The sequence below is a fragment of the Propioniciclava sp. LT294 genome (assembly GCF_059516005.1).
The window spans coordinates 306,712-324,789 of sequence record NZ_JCAKNG010000003.1 but is presented as its reverse complement, the minus strand read 5'-3'; the positions used below and the strand labels follow the sequence as shown (position 1 = coordinate 324,789).

At 70.9% G+C, this 18,078-nt stretch carries 18 protein-coding genes; 10 read left to right on the top strand and 8 right to left on the bottom strand.

Annotated elements, in window-relative coordinates:
* A partial coding sequence (locus tag AC5YDA_RS06415; RefSeq protein WP_496192738.1) for an IS1634 family transposase occupies positions 1-1,282 on the top strand: 1,282 nt, incomplete at its 5' end.
* Positions 1,283-1,559: 277 nt separating this feature from the next.
* On the opposite strand, the gene AC5YDA_RS06410 is transcribed toward AC5YDA_RS06415, so the two are convergent.
* A complete protein-coding gene (locus AC5YDA_RS06410) occupies positions 1,560-2,822 on the bottom strand; it encodes an alpha/beta fold hydrolase (RefSeq protein WP_496190224.1) in 1,263 nt (420 codons plus the stop codon).
* A 12-nt stretch (positions 2,823-2,834) separates the two neighbouring features.
* A complete protein-coding gene (locus AC5YDA_RS06405; RefSeq protein ID WP_496190223.1) occupies positions 2,835-3,413 on the bottom strand; it encodes an adenylate kinase in 579 nt (192 codons plus the stop codon).
* Between the two features lie 192 nt (positions 3,414-3,605).
* Here AC5YDA_RS06405 and AC5YDA_RS06400 point away from each other — a divergent pair, with 192 nt between their 5' ends.
* Both AC5YDA_RS06400 and AC5YDA_RS06395 read left to right on the top strand, forming a co-directional pair.
* Entirely contained in the window at positions 3,606-4,064 is a 459-nt protein-coding gene (locus tag AC5YDA_RS06400) for an SRPBCC family protein (RefSeq protein WP_496190222.1), read from the top strand.
* A 1-nt stretch (position 4,065) separates the two neighbouring features.
* Positions 4,066-4,977 (top strand): NAD(P)-dependent oxidoreductase, encoded by a 912-nt coding sequence (locus AC5YDA_RS06395; RefSeq protein ID WP_496190221.1) that lies wholly within the window; start codon positions 4,066-4,068, stop codon positions 4,975-4,977.
* Between the two features lie 189 nt (positions 4,978-5,166).
* Here the strand turns inward: AC5YDA_RS06395 and AC5YDA_RS06390 are convergent, their stop codons facing one another.
* From AC5YDA_RS06390 to AC5YDA_RS06380, 3 genes are read right to left on the bottom strand one after another with little or no spacing between them, the layout of a single operon-like run.
* Positions 5,167-6,195, bottom strand: a complete 1,029-nt coding sequence (locus AC5YDA_RS06390; RefSeq protein ID WP_496190220.1) for an NAD(P)H-dependent flavin oxidoreductase — start codon at positions 6,193-6,195, stop codon at positions 5,167-5,169.
* Position 6,196: 1 nt separating this feature from the next.
* Positions 6,197-7,294: an alanine dehydrogenase gene (ald, locus tag AC5YDA_RS06385; protein ID WP_496190219.1), complete on the bottom strand. Its 1,098-nt coding sequence runs from the start codon at positions 7,292-7,294 to the stop codon at positions 6,197-6,199.
* A gap of 5 nt (positions 7,295-7,299) precedes the next feature.
* Positions 7,300-7,485 (bottom strand): DUF5302 domain-containing protein, encoded by a 186-nt coding sequence (locus tag AC5YDA_RS06380; RefSeq protein ID WP_496190218.1) that lies wholly within the window; start codon positions 7,483-7,485, stop codon positions 7,300-7,302.
* A 150-nt stretch (positions 7,486-7,635) separates the two neighbouring features.
* Here AC5YDA_RS06380 and AC5YDA_RS06375 point away from each other — a divergent pair, with 150 nt between their 5' ends.
* From AC5YDA_RS06375 to AC5YDA_RS06360, 4 genes are all read left to right on the top strand, one after another.
* Positions 7,636-8,100 carry an NUDIX hydrolase gene (locus tag AC5YDA_RS06375; RefSeq protein WP_496190217.1) on the top strand — a complete coding sequence of 155 codons (465 nt, stop codon included), beginning with the start codon at positions 7,636-7,638 and terminating at the stop codon, positions 8,098-8,100.
* A 127-nt stretch (positions 8,101-8,227) separates the two neighbouring features.
* Complete coding sequence (locus AC5YDA_RS06370; protein WP_496190216.1) at positions 8,228-10,000, top strand: DEAD/DEAH box helicase; 1,773 nt, start codon at positions 8,228-8,230, stop codon at positions 9,998-10,000.
* 130 nt (positions 10,001-10,130) lie between these two features.
* Positions 10,131-10,553 (top strand): SRPBCC domain-containing protein, encoded by a 423-nt coding sequence (locus tag AC5YDA_RS06365; RefSeq protein ID WP_496190215.1) that lies wholly within the window; start codon positions 10,131-10,133, stop codon positions 10,551-10,553.
* Between the two features lie 96 nt (positions 10,554-10,649).
* Positions 10,650-11,255 (top strand): hypothetical protein, encoded by a 606-nt coding sequence (locus tag AC5YDA_RS06360; protein WP_496190214.1) that lies wholly within the window; start codon positions 10,650-10,652, stop codon positions 11,253-11,255.
* Between the two features lie 42 nt (positions 11,256-11,297).
* On the opposite strand, the gene AC5YDA_RS06355 is transcribed toward AC5YDA_RS06360, so the two are convergent.
* Entirely contained in the window at positions 11,298-12,581 is a 1,284-nt protein-coding gene (locus AC5YDA_RS06355; RefSeq protein ID WP_496190225.1) for an MFS transporter, read from the bottom strand.
* 5 nt (positions 12,582-12,586) lie between these two features.
* Positions 12,587-13,015 (bottom strand): MarR family winged helix-turn-helix transcriptional regulator, encoded by a 429-nt coding sequence (locus AC5YDA_RS06350; RefSeq protein ID WP_496190213.1) that lies wholly within the window; start codon positions 13,013-13,015, stop codon positions 12,587-12,589.
* Positions 13,016-13,120: 105 nt separating this feature from the next.
* Here AC5YDA_RS06350 and AC5YDA_RS06345 point away from each other — a divergent pair, with 105 nt between their 5' ends.
* The 3 genes from AC5YDA_RS06345 (at position 13,121) to AC5YDA_RS06335 (ending at position 16,399) form a co-directional block, all read left to right on the top strand.
* Complete coding sequence (locus AC5YDA_RS06345) at positions 13,121-14,530, top strand: TIGR01777 family oxidoreductase (protein ID WP_496190212.1); 1,410 nt, start codon at positions 13,121-13,123, stop codon at positions 14,528-14,530.
* 8 nt (positions 14,531-14,538) lie between these two features.
* A complete protein-coding gene (locus AC5YDA_RS06340) occupies positions 14,539-15,324 on the top strand; it encodes an IclR family transcriptional regulator (protein WP_496190211.1) in 786 nt (261 codons plus the stop codon).
* 118 nt (positions 15,325-15,442) lie between these two features.
* Positions 15,443-16,399 carry a type IV toxin-antitoxin system AbiEi family antitoxin domain-containing protein gene (locus AC5YDA_RS06335; RefSeq protein ID WP_496190210.1) on the top strand — a complete coding sequence of 319 codons (957 nt, stop codon included), beginning with the start codon at positions 15,443-15,445 and terminating at the stop codon, positions 16,397-16,399.
* Between the two features lie 24 nt (positions 16,400-16,423).
* Here AC5YDA_RS06335 and hutH read toward each other — a convergent pair whose 3' ends face one another.
* A complete protein-coding gene (gene hutH, locus AC5YDA_RS06330; protein ID WP_496190209.1) occupies positions 16,424-17,965 on the bottom strand; it encodes a histidine ammonia-lyase in 1,542 nt (513 codons plus the stop codon).
* Positions 17,966-18,078: the final 113 nt, after the last annotated feature.

Sequence of the window (18,078 nt, the reverse complement as noted above, 5' to 3'; positions counted from 1 at the left end):
GTGGGAACGGCTCGGGTTCGACACCATCGACGATGAGGCGTTCTTCCAACTCGTGCTCGCCCGCTTGGTGGAACCCACCTCGAAGCTGGACAGCGTCCGGGTGATCGAGGAGCTCGGGCTGGTTGCCGCGCACCGCAACACGTTCACCAAGGCGCTGCGACGATGCGCTGACAAGGACTACCGCGACCAGATCGCGCAGGCGTGCTTCCAACACGTGTGGGCCGAGCGGGGTGGTGACGTGTCGCTGCTGTTGTACGACGTGACGACGTTGTACTTCGAGACCGACACCGAGGACGACCTCCGCAAGGTCGGATTCAGCAAGGAACGTCGGGTCGACCCCCAGATTGTGGTCGGCCTGCTCGTGGACCGGTCGGGCCACCCGTTGGAGATCGCCTGCTTCGAAGGGAACAAGCCCGAGACCCACACGCTCATCCCGGTCATCAAAGCCTTCCAACAGCGCCACCAGGTGGCGGACATGGTGGTGGTCGCTGATGCGGGCATGTTGTCGGCGAGCAACCTGAAGACGATCGACGAGGCTGGCCTGCGGTTCATCGTCGGCTCCAGGATGACCAAGGCTCCCCATGATCTGGCCAAGCACTTCCGCTGGCACGGCACCGCGTTCACCGATGGCCAGGTCATCGACACGATCACGATGCGGTCCACCGCCCCCGACCCCGACCGGGTGAAGACGCGCGCCGAACCCGTGTGGGATCCCGTGGCGCATCCCACGGCGTGGCGGGCCGTGTGGCAGTACTCAGCCAAGCGGGCAGCCCGGGACACCCGCACCCTGACCCTGCAACGCGACCGTGCCCAAGCGGTCGTCGACGGTGACAAGCCGGCCAAGAAGGTCCGGTTCGTGAAAACCACCGGCCAGCAGGCGAGCCTCGATGAGTCGTCCCTCGCCCGCGCCCAAGCGCTGGTCGGCTTGAAGGGCTACGTCACCAACATCACCAGCAGCGTCATGCCCGCCACCGAAATCATTGCCAGCTACCACGACCTGTGGCACGTCGAGCAGTCGTTCCGGATGTCCAAGAGCGACCTGGCCGCGCGTCCCATCTACCACTACTTGAAGGATTCGATCGAGGCCCACCTCACCATCGTGTTCACCGCACTCGCGATCGCCCGCGACCTGCAAGCCCGCAGCGGCTGGTCGCTGAAGAAGATCGTCCGCGGACTACGCCCGTTGCAGCAGGTCACCATCCAACTCGGAGGTCAACAACTCCAAGCCGAACCCCGAATCCCCGACGACATCGCCCAAGTGCTCGCCCGTTTGGGTCACTAAACGTGTGCAAGTCAGGGCTGACGCTGAGGGCCAGCTAGCAGTTGGGACTGCACCGGAGACCGAGGGCCTCGGAGCCAGCGACCACCTCCTTTCGCGGAGGCGGGCATCCCGGTCGGCGGCCCCTACACGGGCGCGAGCGAGGACAAGCAGCTGACCCCTCTCGCCACCCCAGTCTGTGGCCGCGTGGAAGCGGTCGACTTGGCCACCCTCGAACTGATGGCGGACGTCGCGCTCACCCTCGCGATGGCTCCAGAGGCGCTCCGGTAGAGCCGACCGACTACAACCAACGGCGTCCGGCCAACAGCCCCAGCAAATGATCCAGGACAGCCGGATCCATGCGCAGGCCGTTGTGCTCGTACTCGCTGGTCACCCAGGTCCGGCAGTCCGGGAGCATGGTCGCGGTCTCGAGTGAGTACACCAGCGGCACGAAGACGTCGTGGGCGTACACGGCCGCGGCGACGGGGACGTCGGCCTGGGCCAACTTCTCCGGGAAGTACAACTGCGGCCACTCATGCTCAGCGAGGAGGTCGGCGACCGCGGCGTACGGGCTGAGCTCGGAGCTCTGCTCGAACAGCGTCCGGTGCAGGTGCTCGCCACCGAGCAGCGTCGGGTCCTCGCGGACGTGGTCCGGCATCGTCCGGTCGGCCGACCACCGCGTGGCGACGCCGTCGGCGTAGCTCGATTCGTGCAGGACCGCATAGATCGGGTTGCGGCCGCGGAAGGGGAGCGCCGCGGCGAGGTCGTGGGCGAACGCCGGCGAAGCGTGGTCCAGCTCCAGCAGGTAGTGGATCTGCTCGAACCCGCCCTGCATGCCCAGGCGGCTCCCGATGGTGCGGAACCAGTCCGGGCCGACCCGGTCGCCGTTGGGCAGGTGAATCTCCCCGTCCGAAGCCCGGCCCACCAGCTCGCGCACCCGGTCGCGGTCGGCCGGGAATTGCCGGTAGTACTCCTCGGACTTGCCCACCATCAGCTTCCACGTCGCCGCATAGACGTCGTCGATGGGGTGCTGCACGGCGCTCAGGCCGCCCGTGATGACGGCGCCGGCGAGGCTCTCGGGGTGGGCAGACAGGTAGTGCAGCGCGGTGAACCCGCCGAACGACTGCCCGAGCACCGTCCACCGCTCGGCCCCCAGCGCCTCACGAACCAGCTCGCAGTCGTTGACGATCTCATCGGCCCGGAAGTGCGTCAGGTACTCGGCCGCCGCCGCCGGCTGATCCAACCCGCCCGGGCCCAGGGCGTCCGGCCCGACGGGGGTCGACCGTCCGGTGCCGCGCTGGTCGAGCATGACGACCTGGTGGTCCTCCAGCGCACGGGGCAGCCAGGCGGGGTTCGTGGGGAGGGACAACGTCGGACGCGGCGCCTCGTTGCCGGGGCCGCCCTGCAGGAAGACCAGGTACGGCTTCCCCTCACCGCCCTCGGCGGTGACCACACGGGCGAAAACCTCGATGGTCCCGCGGCTGGGGTCGTCGTGGACGAGCGGTGCCTCGAGGGTGAGGTTCGTGCACGTGAGTCCGGGAAGGTGGTCGACCGTGGTCCGCATTGACGCAGGCTACTACCGCGCGGCGAGGCGTTCGTCGAGGGACGTGTTGATCCGGTCGCGGACCTCCTCGACGCTGCCGACGGCGTCCACCTCGACCAGCAACCCCCGCTCACGGTAGATGGCGATCACCCGTTCGGTCTCAGCGTGGTACACGGCGATGCGGTGGCGGATCGAGTTGGCGTTGTCGTCGTCCCGGCCTTCGAGTTCGGCTCGCTTCAGCATCCGGGCGACCAGGACGTCAGGATCGGCGGTGAGCGCCACGACCCCGTTCAACGTGGTGCCCGTCTCGGCCAGCGCGATGTCGAGGGCCTCCACCTGGGGAATCGTGCGCGGGTATCCATCGAGCAGCCACCCGCGCCAGCAGTCAGGGTCGGAGATCCGCTGGAACACCAGCGACGTGGTGATCACGTCCGGGATCAAGCCGCCGCGCCCGATGATCTCGACCACCCGCTCACCGAGCGGCGTGTGGCGCTTGATGTTGTCCCGGAAGATGTCACCGCTGGAGATCGCCGGGATGGAGTAGCGCGCGGCGAGGGAGGACGCCTGCGTCCCCTTGCCCGCGCCCGGCGGTCCCATGATCAACAGCCTCATGGCAGAAGTCCCCTCGTCACTGGAACAGTCTGGCACCGGCAACCTGCGCGGGGAGGGCATTCGCCACGAAGGTGTCCCCTGCGCCTTCGGCCCTGCCCCGGTGGGGGAGGAGCCCTCCCGTTCTGGACGCGGTTTGCCAGCGCTGCCGCATTCGTGACCACAATGGACTTGGTCACAGGGGGGAGTCGTCACATGGGTGTCCACAGCCGAAGCATCACCGCAGCGGTTGATCCGAAGGAGGTCTGGCGCCGCTGGACCGACGTCGAGAACTGGCCTGCCGGTGATCCCCGCGTCATCAAGGCCAGGCTCAACGGGCCGCTCACCAAGGGCGCGATCGGGTGGATCCAGCCCAAGTACGGGCTCAAGACCCCGTTCAAGCTCGTCGAGGTCGACCGCCAGAAGATGCGCTTCACCCTCGAGACCAAGCTGCCGCTCGCCGTCCTGGATCTCGCGCACAGCCTCGATCGCCCCGAGCACCGCGAAAACGAGCACGAGCCCCTCGCCGTCCTCGACCCGGACGCCTGGGTCCTCACCCACACCCTCACCATCACCGGCCCCCTCGCCCGTCTCTGGGACCGCATCCTCGGACGTTCCTTCGCCAAGGGCCTCCCCACGGTGCTGGACACCATCGTCCGGGCCGCAGCTGTCTGACATGACCCGCGTCGTCGTGACCGGCCGCGACATCGACCGGGGGCTCGGCGACCGCCTGCGCGCGGCGGGCCTCGACGTGCGTGAGGTCACGCGGGCCACGGACGCCGACCTCGCCTGGGCCGACTGCCTCACCGGGTTCCGCTGGCCCGAGGGTGCCACGCAGCGCGTCGGCTGGATCCACGTCACCGGGCTCGGCCTCGACGGGATGTCGGACGCACCGCGTCCGGACCTGATGACCCGCACGGTCGGCACCATGCCCCTCCAGATGGGCCGCTACGTCGCCGCGGCGGTGGCGTCCTTCGCCGAGCGGCACGACGAACTCGCCCGCGCCCAAGGGGCGGGGGATTGGCTGGACCTCGGCGTCCGGGAGTGGCCCACCTCCGCCCTCGTCCTCGGGACCGGTCTGGCCGCGCAGGGGGTGGCCCGGTCCCTGCGGGGGCTGGGCCTGTCGGTGGTGGGCGTGAACCGCTCCGGACGCCCTGCGCCCGACTTCGACCGGTGCGTGGCGTGGGGTGACCTCGACGACGCGGCCGCGTCGAACCCCGGCGTGGTGGTGAACCTGCTCCCCCTGACGGACGCCACCCGTGACTCGGTGGGATCGTCGTTGTTCGAGCACCTGGCCGGCGCACTGTTCGTCAATCCCGGACGCGGTGCGACCGTGGACGAGGTTGCGTTGCAAGCGGCTCTGGCTTTGGGGAACGTCCGTGCGGCGTGGTTGGACGTCCACCGTGTCGAACCACTCCCGCGCGACCACTGGGCTTGGGCCCACCCGCGCGTCCGCGTGACGCCCCATCTGGCCGCCATCACCCGGGCCGAGGACGCCGCGGCGGACCTGCTCGCCGCCTTGGCCGCCCTCGAGCGAGGCGAGACCCCGCCGACGGCGGTGGATCCGAGCGAGTATCGCTTGACGTAGCGCCGTTTGGACCACATCACGGCGATGTTCCCCCGCAGGTGAATCGCTCTGGCAAGGGATGATTCCAAGAGGCCTTGGCCAGAAGAGTGTCGGATGTGGTCACAATGGCGCTACGTCGACCAGACCTGGCGCCGACTTCTTGCCGCACTCGGCAGGCCCACCACCAGCGGTGGTCGGGGAAGTCCGCCCTCAGGAGCCGGACAACCGCCGCACCACGTCCACGGCCGGCTCAGCGCGTGCCTGACGCCAACCGGTGCCCGCCCAGAGGTGGGCCCGTTGGGTGTCACCGGCCGCCAGGGCAGCAGCACGCAGCGGCGCCGTCACCTGGTGGACCGCCGGGTAGAAGGCCGGCGCTTCCGGGAACTCGGCCGTCCAACGGTTGGCCAGACTGCGCGCGGGGCGTCCGGTGAAGGAGCGGGTGACGACGGTCTCGGTGAACGCCGGGTCGTCATAGGCCGCCCGAACGGCGGCCGACGTCCCGGCCTCCGGGGTCAGCATGAACGCGGTCCCGCACTGGACCGCCGACGCCCCGGACAGGAAGGCGTCGTCGACGTCCGAGGCCTCCATGATCCCGCCGGCGGCGACGATCGGCACCTCCAGGACCCACCGCACCGCGGCGACCAGGGCCACCGTGCCGTGGTCGTTCGGCATGTCGATGCTCTGGGACGTGGCCCGGTGGCCGCCGGCGTCCCTGCTCTGGACCACCAGGGCGTCCGTGCCCCGTGAGGCCGCGACCACGGCCTCCGAGACCGAGGTGACGGACGCCCACACGGCCGTCCCCACCCTGCGCAGGCGCTCGACCACCTTGGCCGACGGGATCCCGAACGTGAACGACACCACGGCCACGGGATGGGCCTCGAGGTACTCCAGCTTCGCGTCCCACGCGTCGTCATCGGGTTGGGGGAGCGGCAACTCCACGCCGAACTCGGCGGCCCACGACGACAACGACTCCCGGAACGCCTCCACCCGGGAGATCTCCGTGCGGCTGACGTCGTCCTCGCGCAACTCGGGCACGAACAGGTTCACGCCGAAGGCTCCCGGTGTGAGGGCCCGGGTCTGCTCGACCTGCACGGCCAGTTCGTCCGCGGACACGCCGCCGGCGGCCAGGAAGCCGAGGCCGCCGGCGTCCGTCACCGCCGCAGCCAGCGCGGGGGTCGAAGGGCCGCCCGCCATGGGGGCCGCCACGACCGGGCTGGTCAGGTCGGTGAGCCGGAACATGTCAGCCGCCCACTGCTGGGAGGTCCGGGAACGCCGCGATGACGCCGGGGTGTGCGAGGCGCCCGCCGATGACGTTCAACCCCTGGGCCAGGGCGGGATCCGCCGCCGCGGCGGCCTCCCATCCGTGCTTCGCGATGGCCCGTGCGTACGGCAGGGTCGCGTTGGTCAGGGCGAACGTGGAGGTGTTCGGCACCGCGCCGGGCATGTTCGCCACGCAGTAGAAGACCGAGTTGTGGACGCGGAACGTGGGGTCGTCGTGCGTGGTCGGGCGGGAGTCCTCGAAGCAGCCGCCCTGGTCGATGGCGACGTCGACGAGCACCGACCCCGGCTTCATCTCGGCGACCATGTCGTTGGTGACCAGCTTCGGTGCCCGCGCACCCGGGATCAACACGGTCCCGATGACCAGGTCGGCGGTCCGCACGTGCTCCCGGATCGCCAGTGTCGAGCTGGCCAACTGCTGGACCTGGTTGTCGAAGCGCCAGAAGATCTCGCGCAGCTTGCCGAGGTCGGTGTCGAAGATCGTCACGTGGGCCCCCATGCCGAGGGCGATGTTCGCCGCATTCTGGCCGGCCACGCCGCCGCCCAGCACCACGACCTTCGCCGAGGCGACCCCACCCACGCCGCCCATCAGGACGCCGCGGCCGCCTTGGGCCTTCATCAACGCGTGCGCGCCGACCTGGGGCGCCAGACAGCCGGCGACCTCGGACATCGGGTAGAGCAGCGGCAACTGCCCGTTCGGCAGCCGCACGGTCTCGTAGGCGACGGCGGTCGTGCCGGCCTTGAGGAGGGCCTCGGTGAGGGGACGGTCAGGGGCCAGGTGCAGGTAGGTGAACAGCACCATGTCGCTGCGGAGGTACCCGAACTCGGGTTCGATCGGCTCCTTGACCTTGAGGACCAGCTCGCCCGACCACGCCGTGGCCGTGTCGACGATCTGCGCCCCGACGGCGGCGTAGTCCTCGTCGGAGATCGACGAGCCGACGCTCGCGCCGGACTCGACCAGCACGTCGTGTCCCGCGGCGACCAGGTCGTGGACGCCCACGGGCGTGATCGCGACCCGGTACTCCTGGACCTTCGTCTCCTTGGGGATCGAGACGCGCATGTTCGTCAGCCCCCGGCCTTCCTCCGGAAGGTTCGCTTGCCTCCCTGTTGTCCGTGTGGTCCTCCCGCAGCCTTCGGTCCGCCCTGCGTGCCCGCGGCACTCCCGTGGGAGGCGTTCCTCTTGGCCTCGAGGGCGGCCCGCATCTGCTCCTTCGGGTCCACGACCTTGTCGGCATCCATGGGTTCACTCATGCGCCTACCTTTCCACCCCGGTGGTTTCGGCGTCCATCGATCTGGAGTTTCTTCGGCACGAAGGGACGCACGCGGCGTCCGACACGCTGCCCCAGCGGGGCCGGACCGAGGGTCGTGGACCTTCCTTGTCCGGGGCGGCACCATGGGGCCATGCCCCTGTACAGCGCCGGACTGCTGCCATACACCCGAGTGGATGGCACGTTGAAGGTGTTCATCGTGCACATGGGCGGCCCGTTCTGGGGTCATCGCGACTCCGGTGGATGGTCCTTGGCGAAGGGAATGTACATCCCCGGGGAGGAGAGTCCGCAGGACGCGGCCCGCCGGGAGTTCCTCGAGGAGGTGGGTGTCGAAGCACCCGTCGGGGAGCTCATCGACCTGGGGGAGGTCCGCCTGAGTTCGGGCAAGCGGGTCCGTGGGTTCGGCGTCGAGGCGTCCCCCGACCTGCAGTTCGTGGAGAGCAACTTCTTCGAGGTCGAATGGCCACGCAAGTCGGGGCGGTTCCAGCTGTACCCCGAGGTCGACCGCGCCGACTGGTTCACCGTCCCGGAAGCCCGCACGCGGCTGACCATCGGCCAGGTCCCGCTGCTGGAGGAACTGCAGAACCTGGTCGGGTGATCGCCCCCCGACACGCCCGACACCCTGGCCGGGCTGTTTGACCACTCAACGGTGCCGGGGGCTAAGGTCGAGGCCCTATGCGCTTCCCCGCCCCCCTGCCCCGCCGCGCCCCGGGTGAGGTGCAGGCATGAGCCAATCCGCGTTCGACCGGCTGGGCCCGGCGTTCCCGCAGCGCGCGCCGTGGGGGACGGCGACGAAGCTGCGCGCCTGGCAGCAGGAGGCGCTCGACCTCTACCTCGAACGCTCGCCCAAGGACTTCCTCGCCGTCGCGACCCCGGGCGCCGGCAAGACGACCTTCGCGCTCCGCATCGCCGTGGAACTGCTGCACGCCCGGGTCGTGCGCCGCGTGATCGTGGTCGCCCCGACGGAGCACCTCAAGGTGCAGTGGGCGGACGCCGCGGCCAAGGTCGGCATCCAACTCGACCCGGGGACGGGTGGGCGCAAGCGCGGGCGGTCCCGGCAGTACGACGGCGTCGCGGTGACGTACGCCGGCGTCGCGGCCGCCATGCTGCACCACCAGACCATGACCGCGAACATGGACACCCTCGTGATCCTGGACGAGGTGCACCACGCGGGTGACGCGCTGGCGTGGGGCGAGTCGGTGCGCGAGGCGTTCCAGTACGCGACGCGGCGGCTCGCGCTGACCGGTACGCCCTTCCGGTCGGACGACAACCCCATCCCGTTCGTCTCCTACGTGCCGGCGGGGGCCGGTGAGGAGGCCGGCGCGATGGTCTCGAAGGCCGACTACACGTACGGCTACGCCGAGGCCCTGCGCGACCACGTCGTCCGCCCGGTCGTGTTCATGAACTACGGCGGGCCCATGCGCTGGCGGACGAAGTCCGGCGACGAGATGGCCGTCAACCTCGGCGAGGTCACGACGAAGGACATCACCTCCCAGGCGTGGCGCACGGCGCTCGACCCGAAGGGCGAGTGGATCCAGGCCGTCCTCCGCGCCGCGGACAAGCGCCTCACCGAGGTGCGCCGCCACGTCCCGGATGCCGGTGGCCTCGTCATCGCCACGAACCAGACCAACGCCCGCGCCTACGCGCGCGTGCTCGAGTCGGTCACCGGTACCAAGCCGACGGTGGTGCTGTCGGACGATGCCGGCGCCTCCTCCCGCATCGAGGAGTTCGCGAACTCGGGGGACCGCTGGATGGTGGCCGTCCGCATGGTGTCCGAGGGCGTGGACGTCCCGCGCCTCGCCGTCGGCGTCTACGCGACCGCCACCCAGACGCCCCTGTTCTTCGCCCAGGCCGTCGGCCGCTTCGTGCGGACCCGGCGTCGCGGCGAGGTCGCGACGGTGTTCCTGCCGACGGTGCCGATCATCCTCGCCCACGCGTCCTCGCTGGAGCGCCAGCGCGACCACGTGCTGGGCCGGAAGAAGGCGTCCGAGGAGGTCGACGTCTGGGCCGAGGCCGAGGCGATCCTCGAGCGGGCCAACCGCGCGGAGTCGGCGTCCGACGACCTCCTGGGCTCGTTCGAGGCGATCGACTCGGCGGCGACCTTCGACCACGTGCTGTTCGAGTCGCAGCAGTTCGGCATGCACGCCGTCCCGACGTCGGACGACGAGGCCGAGTACCTGGGCCTGCCCGGCCTGCTCGAGCCCGAGCAGATCACCCACCTGCTGCGCGAGCGGCAGCAGCGGCAGGTCAACCGCCACGCCCGCCAGGAGCGCCGCGAGAAGGTCGGGCCCGAGGTGTCGCTGCACCGGGCCCTGGCGACCCGCCGCAAGGAGCTCAACATGCTCGTGTCGCAGTACGCGCGGGTGAAGGGGGTCCCGCACTCCCACGTCCACGCGGAGTTGCGCCGCCAGTGCGGCGGCCCGCCCCTGGCGGCGGCGACGTCGGACCAGGTCGAGGCGCGCATCACGATGATCCGGGCTTGGCGCGGGCGCCTGTGATGCATTTCCGGGTGGAAGAACCCCAAGAATTCTTGGGGTTCTTCCACCCGGAAATGCATCACAGGCCTCGACAGGGGCCTGAGTTCGGAGTCCCCCTGTCGGGCGCGGTGAATCCGAGCCATGATGAGGTATGGACATTCACGACGACGTGCACGAGTTCGACGTGCCCTGCGCGGCTCAGCCCGCGTTCGAGGCCTTCACGCTGCGGACCGCCGAGTGGTGGTCCCCCGAGGCGGTCGGGAGCCCCGACGTCTTCAGCCATGTCTTCTTCGAGCCGGTCGCCGGCGGCCGGGTCCAGGAGGTCGCGTCCGACGGAACCCAGACCTATCGCGGCGAGATCAAGGAGTGGCAGCCGGGCAAGCGCCTGGTGTTCACCTTCAGCAAGGCCGAGGACGCCGCCAACCCCTCGACGGTCTCCGTCGACTTCATCCACACCGGTGACGACGCCGCGACGGTGCGCATCCACCACCTCACCGGCGACGAGGACCGCTTCAACAACTGGGACGGCTTCATCAGACCGTACGCCGAACTGCTGGGCGTCTACACGCACTGAGCGACTCCTGGCCCCCGGGGACAATCCCTCGGGGGCGCCGGGCCGTATCCCGAGTGTCGGGCCAGCCGGGCCCGGTCACTCACCAGGAGGCCCATCATGCGGAGAACCACCACCGTCACGCTCACGTCCTTGGCTGCGCTCGTCGCCGCGGCCGCACCCTCGATGGCGATGGACGCCGTGCCGTCCGCGCAGGTCGAGAGCCACTCCCACGCCCTGGGGCCGGTGCAGGCCGCGGCGGTGCCGGGCAGCCGGGCTCGAGGTTCAGCACGCGTGATGGCGCTGCCCAGCGGCAAGCTCCAGGTCACCGTCGTCGCGGACGGCCTGACCCCCGGCGTCCACCACATGATGCACCTGCACACCTTCCCCACGGCCCCCGACCAGGGCTGCCCCGGCCCGGTGGCCGATGCCGACGGGGACGGGCTGGTGAGCGTCACCGAGGGTGTCCCGTGGTACGGCCCCGTCATGGTCTCGCTGACGACGTCCGGAGCCACGACCGGCACTGTCGACATGATGGCCTTCCCCTTGGCGGACGCCACGGGGCACCTCGAGTACCAGCGCACATTCGCGGCGTCCGAGGCGAACCTCGAACTGGCGAGGCGGGTCCAGGTCGTCGTCCACGGCTTGGACCTCGACGCGAGCGGCACGCTCGCGGGGGGCATGGAGACGACGATCCCGGTCCTGTGCGGGGGTGTCGCCGACTGAGTCCGGTGCGTTGACGGGTGTGCGGCGCGGGCGCGCGGCGCCTCAGACCTCTTCGGGGTCCAACTGGGCCGGGTCGGGGTAGCCGCGCAGCTCGCGCCACGACGGCAGGCGCCATCCGTTGTTGCGCAGCGCGTACAGCATGCCGATCACGAAGGCGACCCCCGTGGCGATGGCCCCGATGAGGAGCGTCCAGCGGGCGCCCCAGGCGTCGCCGATCCAGCCGATGATGGGGCTGCCCAGCGGCGTGCCCCCCAGGAAGATCGTCATGTAGAGAGCCATCACGCGCCCGCGGACGGCCGGCTCCGTCGTGAGCTGGACCGACGCGTTCGCCGTGGTCATCACGGTGAGCGCCGTCAGGCCCACGGGGACCAGCATGATCGCGAACGTGAGGTAGGTCGGGGCGAGCGCCAGCAAGGTGGTCGACACGGCGAACCCGCCGAGCGCGCCGAGCATGATGCTCAGCCGCGGTCGCGGACGCCGAGCGGCCATGAGGGCCGCGGTCAGCGACCCGATCGCCATGATCGAGCCCAGGACGCCGTACGCGTCCGCCCCCACGCGATAGACCTCGGTGGCCATCAGCGCGTTGGTGATCTGGAAGTTCATGCCGAAGGTCCCGAGCATGAACACGATGAACAGGACCAGCTGGATGTCGGGGCGTCCGGCCACGTACCGCAGCCCCTCGCGGATCGCACCGCGTCCGCGTCGCAGGGGGGCGGGCATGAGCTCGTCGGGGTTCATCGCGCGCAGCGCGACGATGACGGGCAGGAAGCTGAGCGCGTTGACCAGCAGGGCCGGACCGACGCCCCACAGGGCGATCAGGATGCCGGCGACTGCGGGTCCCACGAGGCGCGCCGCGTTGAAGGACGAGCTGTTGAGACCGACGGCGTTCGGGAGCAGTTCGGGCCCGACCATCTCTGAGGCGAACGCCTGCCGTGTCGGGTTGTCGACCGCCGAGATCGCGCCGAGCATGAGCGCGAGTGCGTAGACCTGCCACAGCTCGACCGTGTCGGTGAGGACGAGCGCGGCGAGCAGGCCGCCGTTGATGGAGAGGAGCACCTGCGTCCAGATGAGGATCGTCCGCTTGGGGAACCGGTCGGCGACGGCGCCGCCCCACGGGCCGAGCACCGCCATGGGCAGGAACTGGAGCGCGGCGAGGTAGCCGACGGCGGTCGCCGAGTTGTTCGTGAGGATCGTCAGCACGAGCCACGTCTGGGCGACGCGGCCCATCCACGTCCCGGTGTTGGAGAGCAGGCCGCCCCAGAAGAAGAGGTTGTAGTTGCGGACGCCGAGGCTCGCGAACAACGGGGTCCGCGCGGGGGCGGTCATGGTGCTCACGCCTGGATCACTTTCTGCAGGATGTCGGTCGCCGCGCGGAGAGTCTTCAGCTCGGCGGGGGAGAGGTTCTGGAGCCGGCGGACCATCCAGTCGTCCCGCGAGGCCCTGGTGCGCTCGACCATCGCCGCGCCCTCGGGGGTGAGGGCCAACAGGTGGCGCCGGCCGTCGTCGGGGTCGGTGGTGCGTGCGACGAGGCCCGCCTCGACGAGGCCGTTGACCGTGCGGGTCATGCTCGGGGCGCTGACCTCTTCGATGCGGGCCAACTCGCCGGGGGTGCGGGCCACGCCCACCGCCAGCTTCGCCAGCACGCTGAACTGGTGCGGCGGGATCTCGTGGCAGTTGTCGTACCGGACCCGGCGGCTCACGTGCTGGCAGGCGATGCGCACATCGCTGGCGAGGCTGAGGAGGGGGTCACGTTCGGGCACTTTGCTTAGTCTAGCTCATTAGCTGCGCTAAACGAATTCCGGTGGCGAGGGCGAGGGTTCCCTTGCCGGGGGCCGCTGCCCCGCGGCGGGGCCTAGGCTGGTCGCATGCCCGTATTCGAGCGTGTCAGTCGGTATCCGCACCCGCGCGCGACGGTGTTCGCGTGGCACACCCGTCCGGGGGCGTTCGCGCGGCTGTCGCCCCCCGGGATGGCCACCGCCGTCAGCCCGCACACCCACGGGATCGAGGCCGGCTCCGAGGTCGAACTGATCATCAGCCATCCGCTGGTCGCGGGCCTGCTCCCCGACGTCCCGCACCGGCACGGCAAGGGCCCCCTCGGCCTCCGCTGGAAGGTTCGCCACGTCGAGCTCGTCCCCGGCGAGCGGTTCGTCGACGAACAGGTCTCCGGACCGTTCAAGCGCTGGTACCACGAGCACGAGTTCGCCGACGGGCCCGGTGGGTCGACGATCATCACCGACCGCGTCACCTGGGACCTGCCCGTCACCATCCCCGGCGGCATCGACCAGGCCCTGGTCGAGATGCAGCTGGACGGGCTGTTCGCGTTCCGCGAGCGCCAACTCCGCGACGACCTCGACCTGCACACGCGCTTGGCGGCCTCGCCTCGCCGCATCGTCGTGGCCGGGGCGTCCGGCCTGATCGGGAGCCAGTTGGTCGCCGCCCTCACCTCGGGCGGGCACAGCGTCGTCCGGCTCGTCCGCCGCCCCGCCACGCGCCCGGACGAGGTGCGCTGGGATCCGGGGCATCATCGCCCGGACCCGTGCACCCTCGCGGGTGCGGACGCCGTCGTCAACCTCGCCGGGCACTCCATCGGGGGGCGGTTCTCCCGGCGCAACAAGGCGCAGATCCTGGCCTCGCGCCTCGACGCCACGACGACCCTCGCCGAGGCGGCCCGGGCCGTGGGGCTGCCGACGCTGGTCCAGGCGTCGGCGATCGGCTACTACGGAGCCCGGCGCCCGGGGGAGCTGTTGACCGAACGCTCCGAACCGGGAGAGGACTTCCTCGCCGGCGTCGTCCGCGCCTGGGAGGCCGCCGCGCGGCCGGTCGTGGACGCCGGCGTCCGGGTCGCGCAGTTGCGGACCGGCATCGTCCTGAGTGAGGGCGGGGGGGCGCTGGCCCCTCAGGTCCCCCTGTACTCGATCGGGTTGGGCGGACGCCTCGCCGCCCCGGACGCGTGGATGAGCTGGATCAGTCTCGACGACACCGTCCGCGCCTACGTCCACGCGCTGTTCACCGACACGGTCGAGGGGCCGATCAACCTGGTGGCTCCGCGTCCGGTCACGAACCGGGAGTTCGCGACCACGCTGGGCCGCGTGCTGCACCGGCCCAGTGTGGTGCCGACGCCTGCGATCGGACCCACGTTGCTGCTCGGCAGGGAGGGTCACGACCAGCTCATCGACACCGACCAGCGGGTGACATCGCAGAAGCTCTCCGAGTCCGGGTTCTGGTTCGCGCAGGGCACGTTGTCGGATGCGCTGCGCCACGTCCTGATGCGCTGACCGACGCCATGGCGCGTGCCTCGAGCACCTCGCCCGCCGTGGGGCGGGCGCTGGACATCCTGACGCATCTCGGTCGCCAGACGGGCCCGGTGGGTGCTGCCGCGATCGCCCGCGACCTCGGTCTGCCGCGGTCGTCGACCTACCACATCCTGACGGTGCTGGCCGGGCGCGGGTTCGCGCTGCACGTGCCGGAATCGCGCGGCTGGGCGCTGGGGGGTGCCGCGTATGGCCTGACCAGCGCGTACTCGGTGCACGAGGGGCTCGAACGGTTGTCCCGGCCGGTGGTGAAGGCGCTGGCGGACGAGCAGGGCGTGACCGTCCACCTGGGGATCCTGCGGGGACCGCTCACCCTCTATCTTCTGAAGGAGGCGCCGGCGTCGGCGTCCGGGGACGAGCCGAGCTTGGTGACCGCGGTCGGCGTCCTGCTGCCGGCACATCTCACGGCGAACGGACGTGCGATCCTCGCGCAGCTGCCGGAGGCGACCGTGCGGGCGCTGTACACGCGGCCCGGTGACTTCGTGTCGCGGACGGGGCGCGGTCCGCGTGGGCTCTCGGACCTGCTGGGGGAGCTCGCGCCCGAGCGTGAGCGGGGCTGGTCGGAGGAGGTCGAGCTCGTCACGCCGGGGTTCCGGTCGGTGGGTGCGGCGATCCTGGACGTCCACGGCATGCCCATCGCGTCGTTGAGCTGCACGTGGCGTGCGCGGGTCCCGGTGCGGGAGGTCCACCCCATCGTTGCGGCGGTCCGTGCCGCGGCCGCCGAGGTGTCGCGGCGGTTGGGTGGGCCCGCGGGGTAACGATTCAAGACAGGGTGAACTTGTCCCCCGACTGGGGGCAAGGGGTTCACTTTGTCTGTGCGGAGCGCAGCCGAGCCGGCTCGAATCCGGGGTGGCGGATGCCGCCTACTGTCCTCGCGTGCACGCGACGCAATCTCCAGGGGAGGCAGTCCAGCGGTTGCTCGAGGCCCAAGCGGGGACCATCTCCCGTCAGCAGGCGCTGGGCTGCGGGGTGAGCCCCAAGGCGATCGAGCGCTTCCTGCGCGACGAGCGATGGTCGCGCAGTGGGCGCGGGATCTTCATCCGGGGAGTGGCGGAGCCCACCTTCGCCCAGAACGTGTGGACCGGAATCCTGCTGGCGGGAGAGCCATCGGCCGTGGGTGGGCGGGCGGCGCTCCACCTGCTCGGGGTGGGGGAGCTTCCGGAGACGATCACCATCGTGGTGCCCTCATCGGTACAGCGCCGGTTGCCCCTGGCGTTCGAGGTGTTGCGCGACGGAGAGGGCCGGCTGGGGCAGGTCAAGGGGGATCCGCCGGCCATCCGGGCCGTGGATGCCCTCCTCGACGCGACGCGTGGTGGCACCTTGGCCGATTTCGTCGCGACCTGCACGGAGCTGGTCCGCCTGAAGCGCACGACGACGAAGGAGGTCGAGACGGCCCTGCGGCTCCGTGGTCGGCATCCGCGCCGAGCGGAACTCCTCGAGGTGTTGGCCGACCTGCAAGGCATCGAGAGCAACCTGGAGTACGTGTTCCGCGCGGACGTCCTCCGCGCGCACGGGCTGCCCGAGGGGAAGCGTCAGGCGTGGACGAAGAAGGGGCGGCGGATCGACGTCGAGTACAAGGAGTACGGGGTCCTGATCGAGCTCGACGGGCGTCGCGGCCACCTGGTGGGGCGGTTCCGTGACTACGCCCGCGACAACGAACACACGGCCCAGCTTCAGCTGACCTTTCGCTACGGCAGCGAGGACGTGCGGGACTCGGCCTGCCTGGTCGCCCAGCAGCTGGGCTCGGCCCTCATGGGGCGCGGCTGGGCAGGCCGCCCGGCGCGGTGCCTGCAGTGCCCGCCGGAACGTGGAGTGAACTTGTTCCCCGACTGAGGGGAACGAGTTCACGCTGATCCACTACCCGCCCAGCGGGCCGCCGACCGACTCCGCCGCGCTCACAAGCGCGCCCGACTTGACCAGCCGGACCGCCGCCTCGATCTCCGGCGCCAGGTGGCGATCGGGGCCCGGGCCGTCGACGACCTCGCGGATCGCCGCCACCACCGCGGCCGTCGCGGGGGCGGACCCGATGCCCCGGAGGTCCAGCGCCCGCGCAGCGGTCAGGGCCTCGCCGGCCAGCACCCGCGCCAGGCCGTCGAGCGACCGACGCAGCTTGCGGGCTGCGTGCCAGCCGAGGGAGACGTGGTCCTCCTGCATCGCCGAACTCGGGATCGAGTCCACCGACGCCGGTGCGGCCAGGCGCTTCAGTTCGGCCACCACCCCGGCCTGCATGTACTGCAGGATCATGTGGCCCGAGTCCACGCCCGGGTCGTGCGCCAGGAACGGCGGCAGCCCGTGGTTGCGGTTCACGTCGAGGAACCGGTCGGTCCGCCGCTCCGACATCGACGCGACGTCCGCCACGGCGATGGCCAGGAAGTCCAGCACGTACGCCACCGGGGCCCCGTGGAAGTTCCCGTTGCTCTCCACGCGCCCGTCGGGAGTCACGACCGGGTTGTCGATCACCGACGCCAACTCGCGCCCGGCCACCAGTCGCGCGTGGGCGAGCGTGTCCCGGGCCGCGCCGGTCACCTGCGGCGCGCACCGCACGGAGTAGGCGTCCTGGACGATCGGGCAGTCCGGGTCGTCGCGGTGCCGCGCGACGATCGGCGAGGACTCCAACAGGGCCCGCATGTTCGCCGCGGACTCACCCTGGCCGGGGTGCGGGCGCATGGCGTGGAGATCCTGGGCGAACACGCGGTCCGTGCCCATCAGGCCCTCCACCGACATGGCGGCGACCACGTCCACCGTTGTCAGCAGCGACGCCAGGTCGTGGCACGCGAGCACCAGTTGCCCGAGCATGCCGTCGGTCCCGTTGATGAGGGCCAGCCCCTCCTTCTCGGCGAGCACGAGGGGCTCGATCCCGGCGGCGGACAGCGCCTCGGCCGCCGGTCGGCGGACTCCCGCGGCGTCCGTCACCTCACCCTCGCCCATGGCGGCGAGCGCGCAGTGGGCCAGCGGGGCGAGGTCGCCCGAGCACCCCAGCGACCCGTACTCGTGGACCACCGGCGTGAGTCGCGCGTTGAGCAGCGCTGCGTACGTGTCGACCACCACCGGCCGGACGCCCGTGCGCCCGCTCGCCATCGTCGAGAGCCGCAGCAGCATCATCGCGCGGACGACCTCGCGCTCCACGGCCTCGCCCGACCCCGCCGCGTGCGACCGGATCAGTGACAGCTGCAGCTGCGCGCGCTTCTCCTGGGGGATGTGCTTTGTCGCCAGCGCCCCGAACCCCGTCGAGACCCCGTAGACCGGACGATCCTGCGCCGCCAGCGCCTCGATGCTGTGGCGCGTCGCCGCGACCTCGGCCAGCGCCTCGTCGGTCACCACCACGCGCGCGTCCTGCCGGGCCACCGCCACGACGTCCTCGAAGGAGACCGGTCCGATCCCCACCCTCACCTCACGCATGGGGTCGAGTCTCACGCACGGACGCCGCGGGCGCGGCCCACCGACCCACGTCTGTCTGAGATCCGAGACACACGCCGGTCGTCCCGGGTCGGACGCCGGCGCCGGGGCGATGC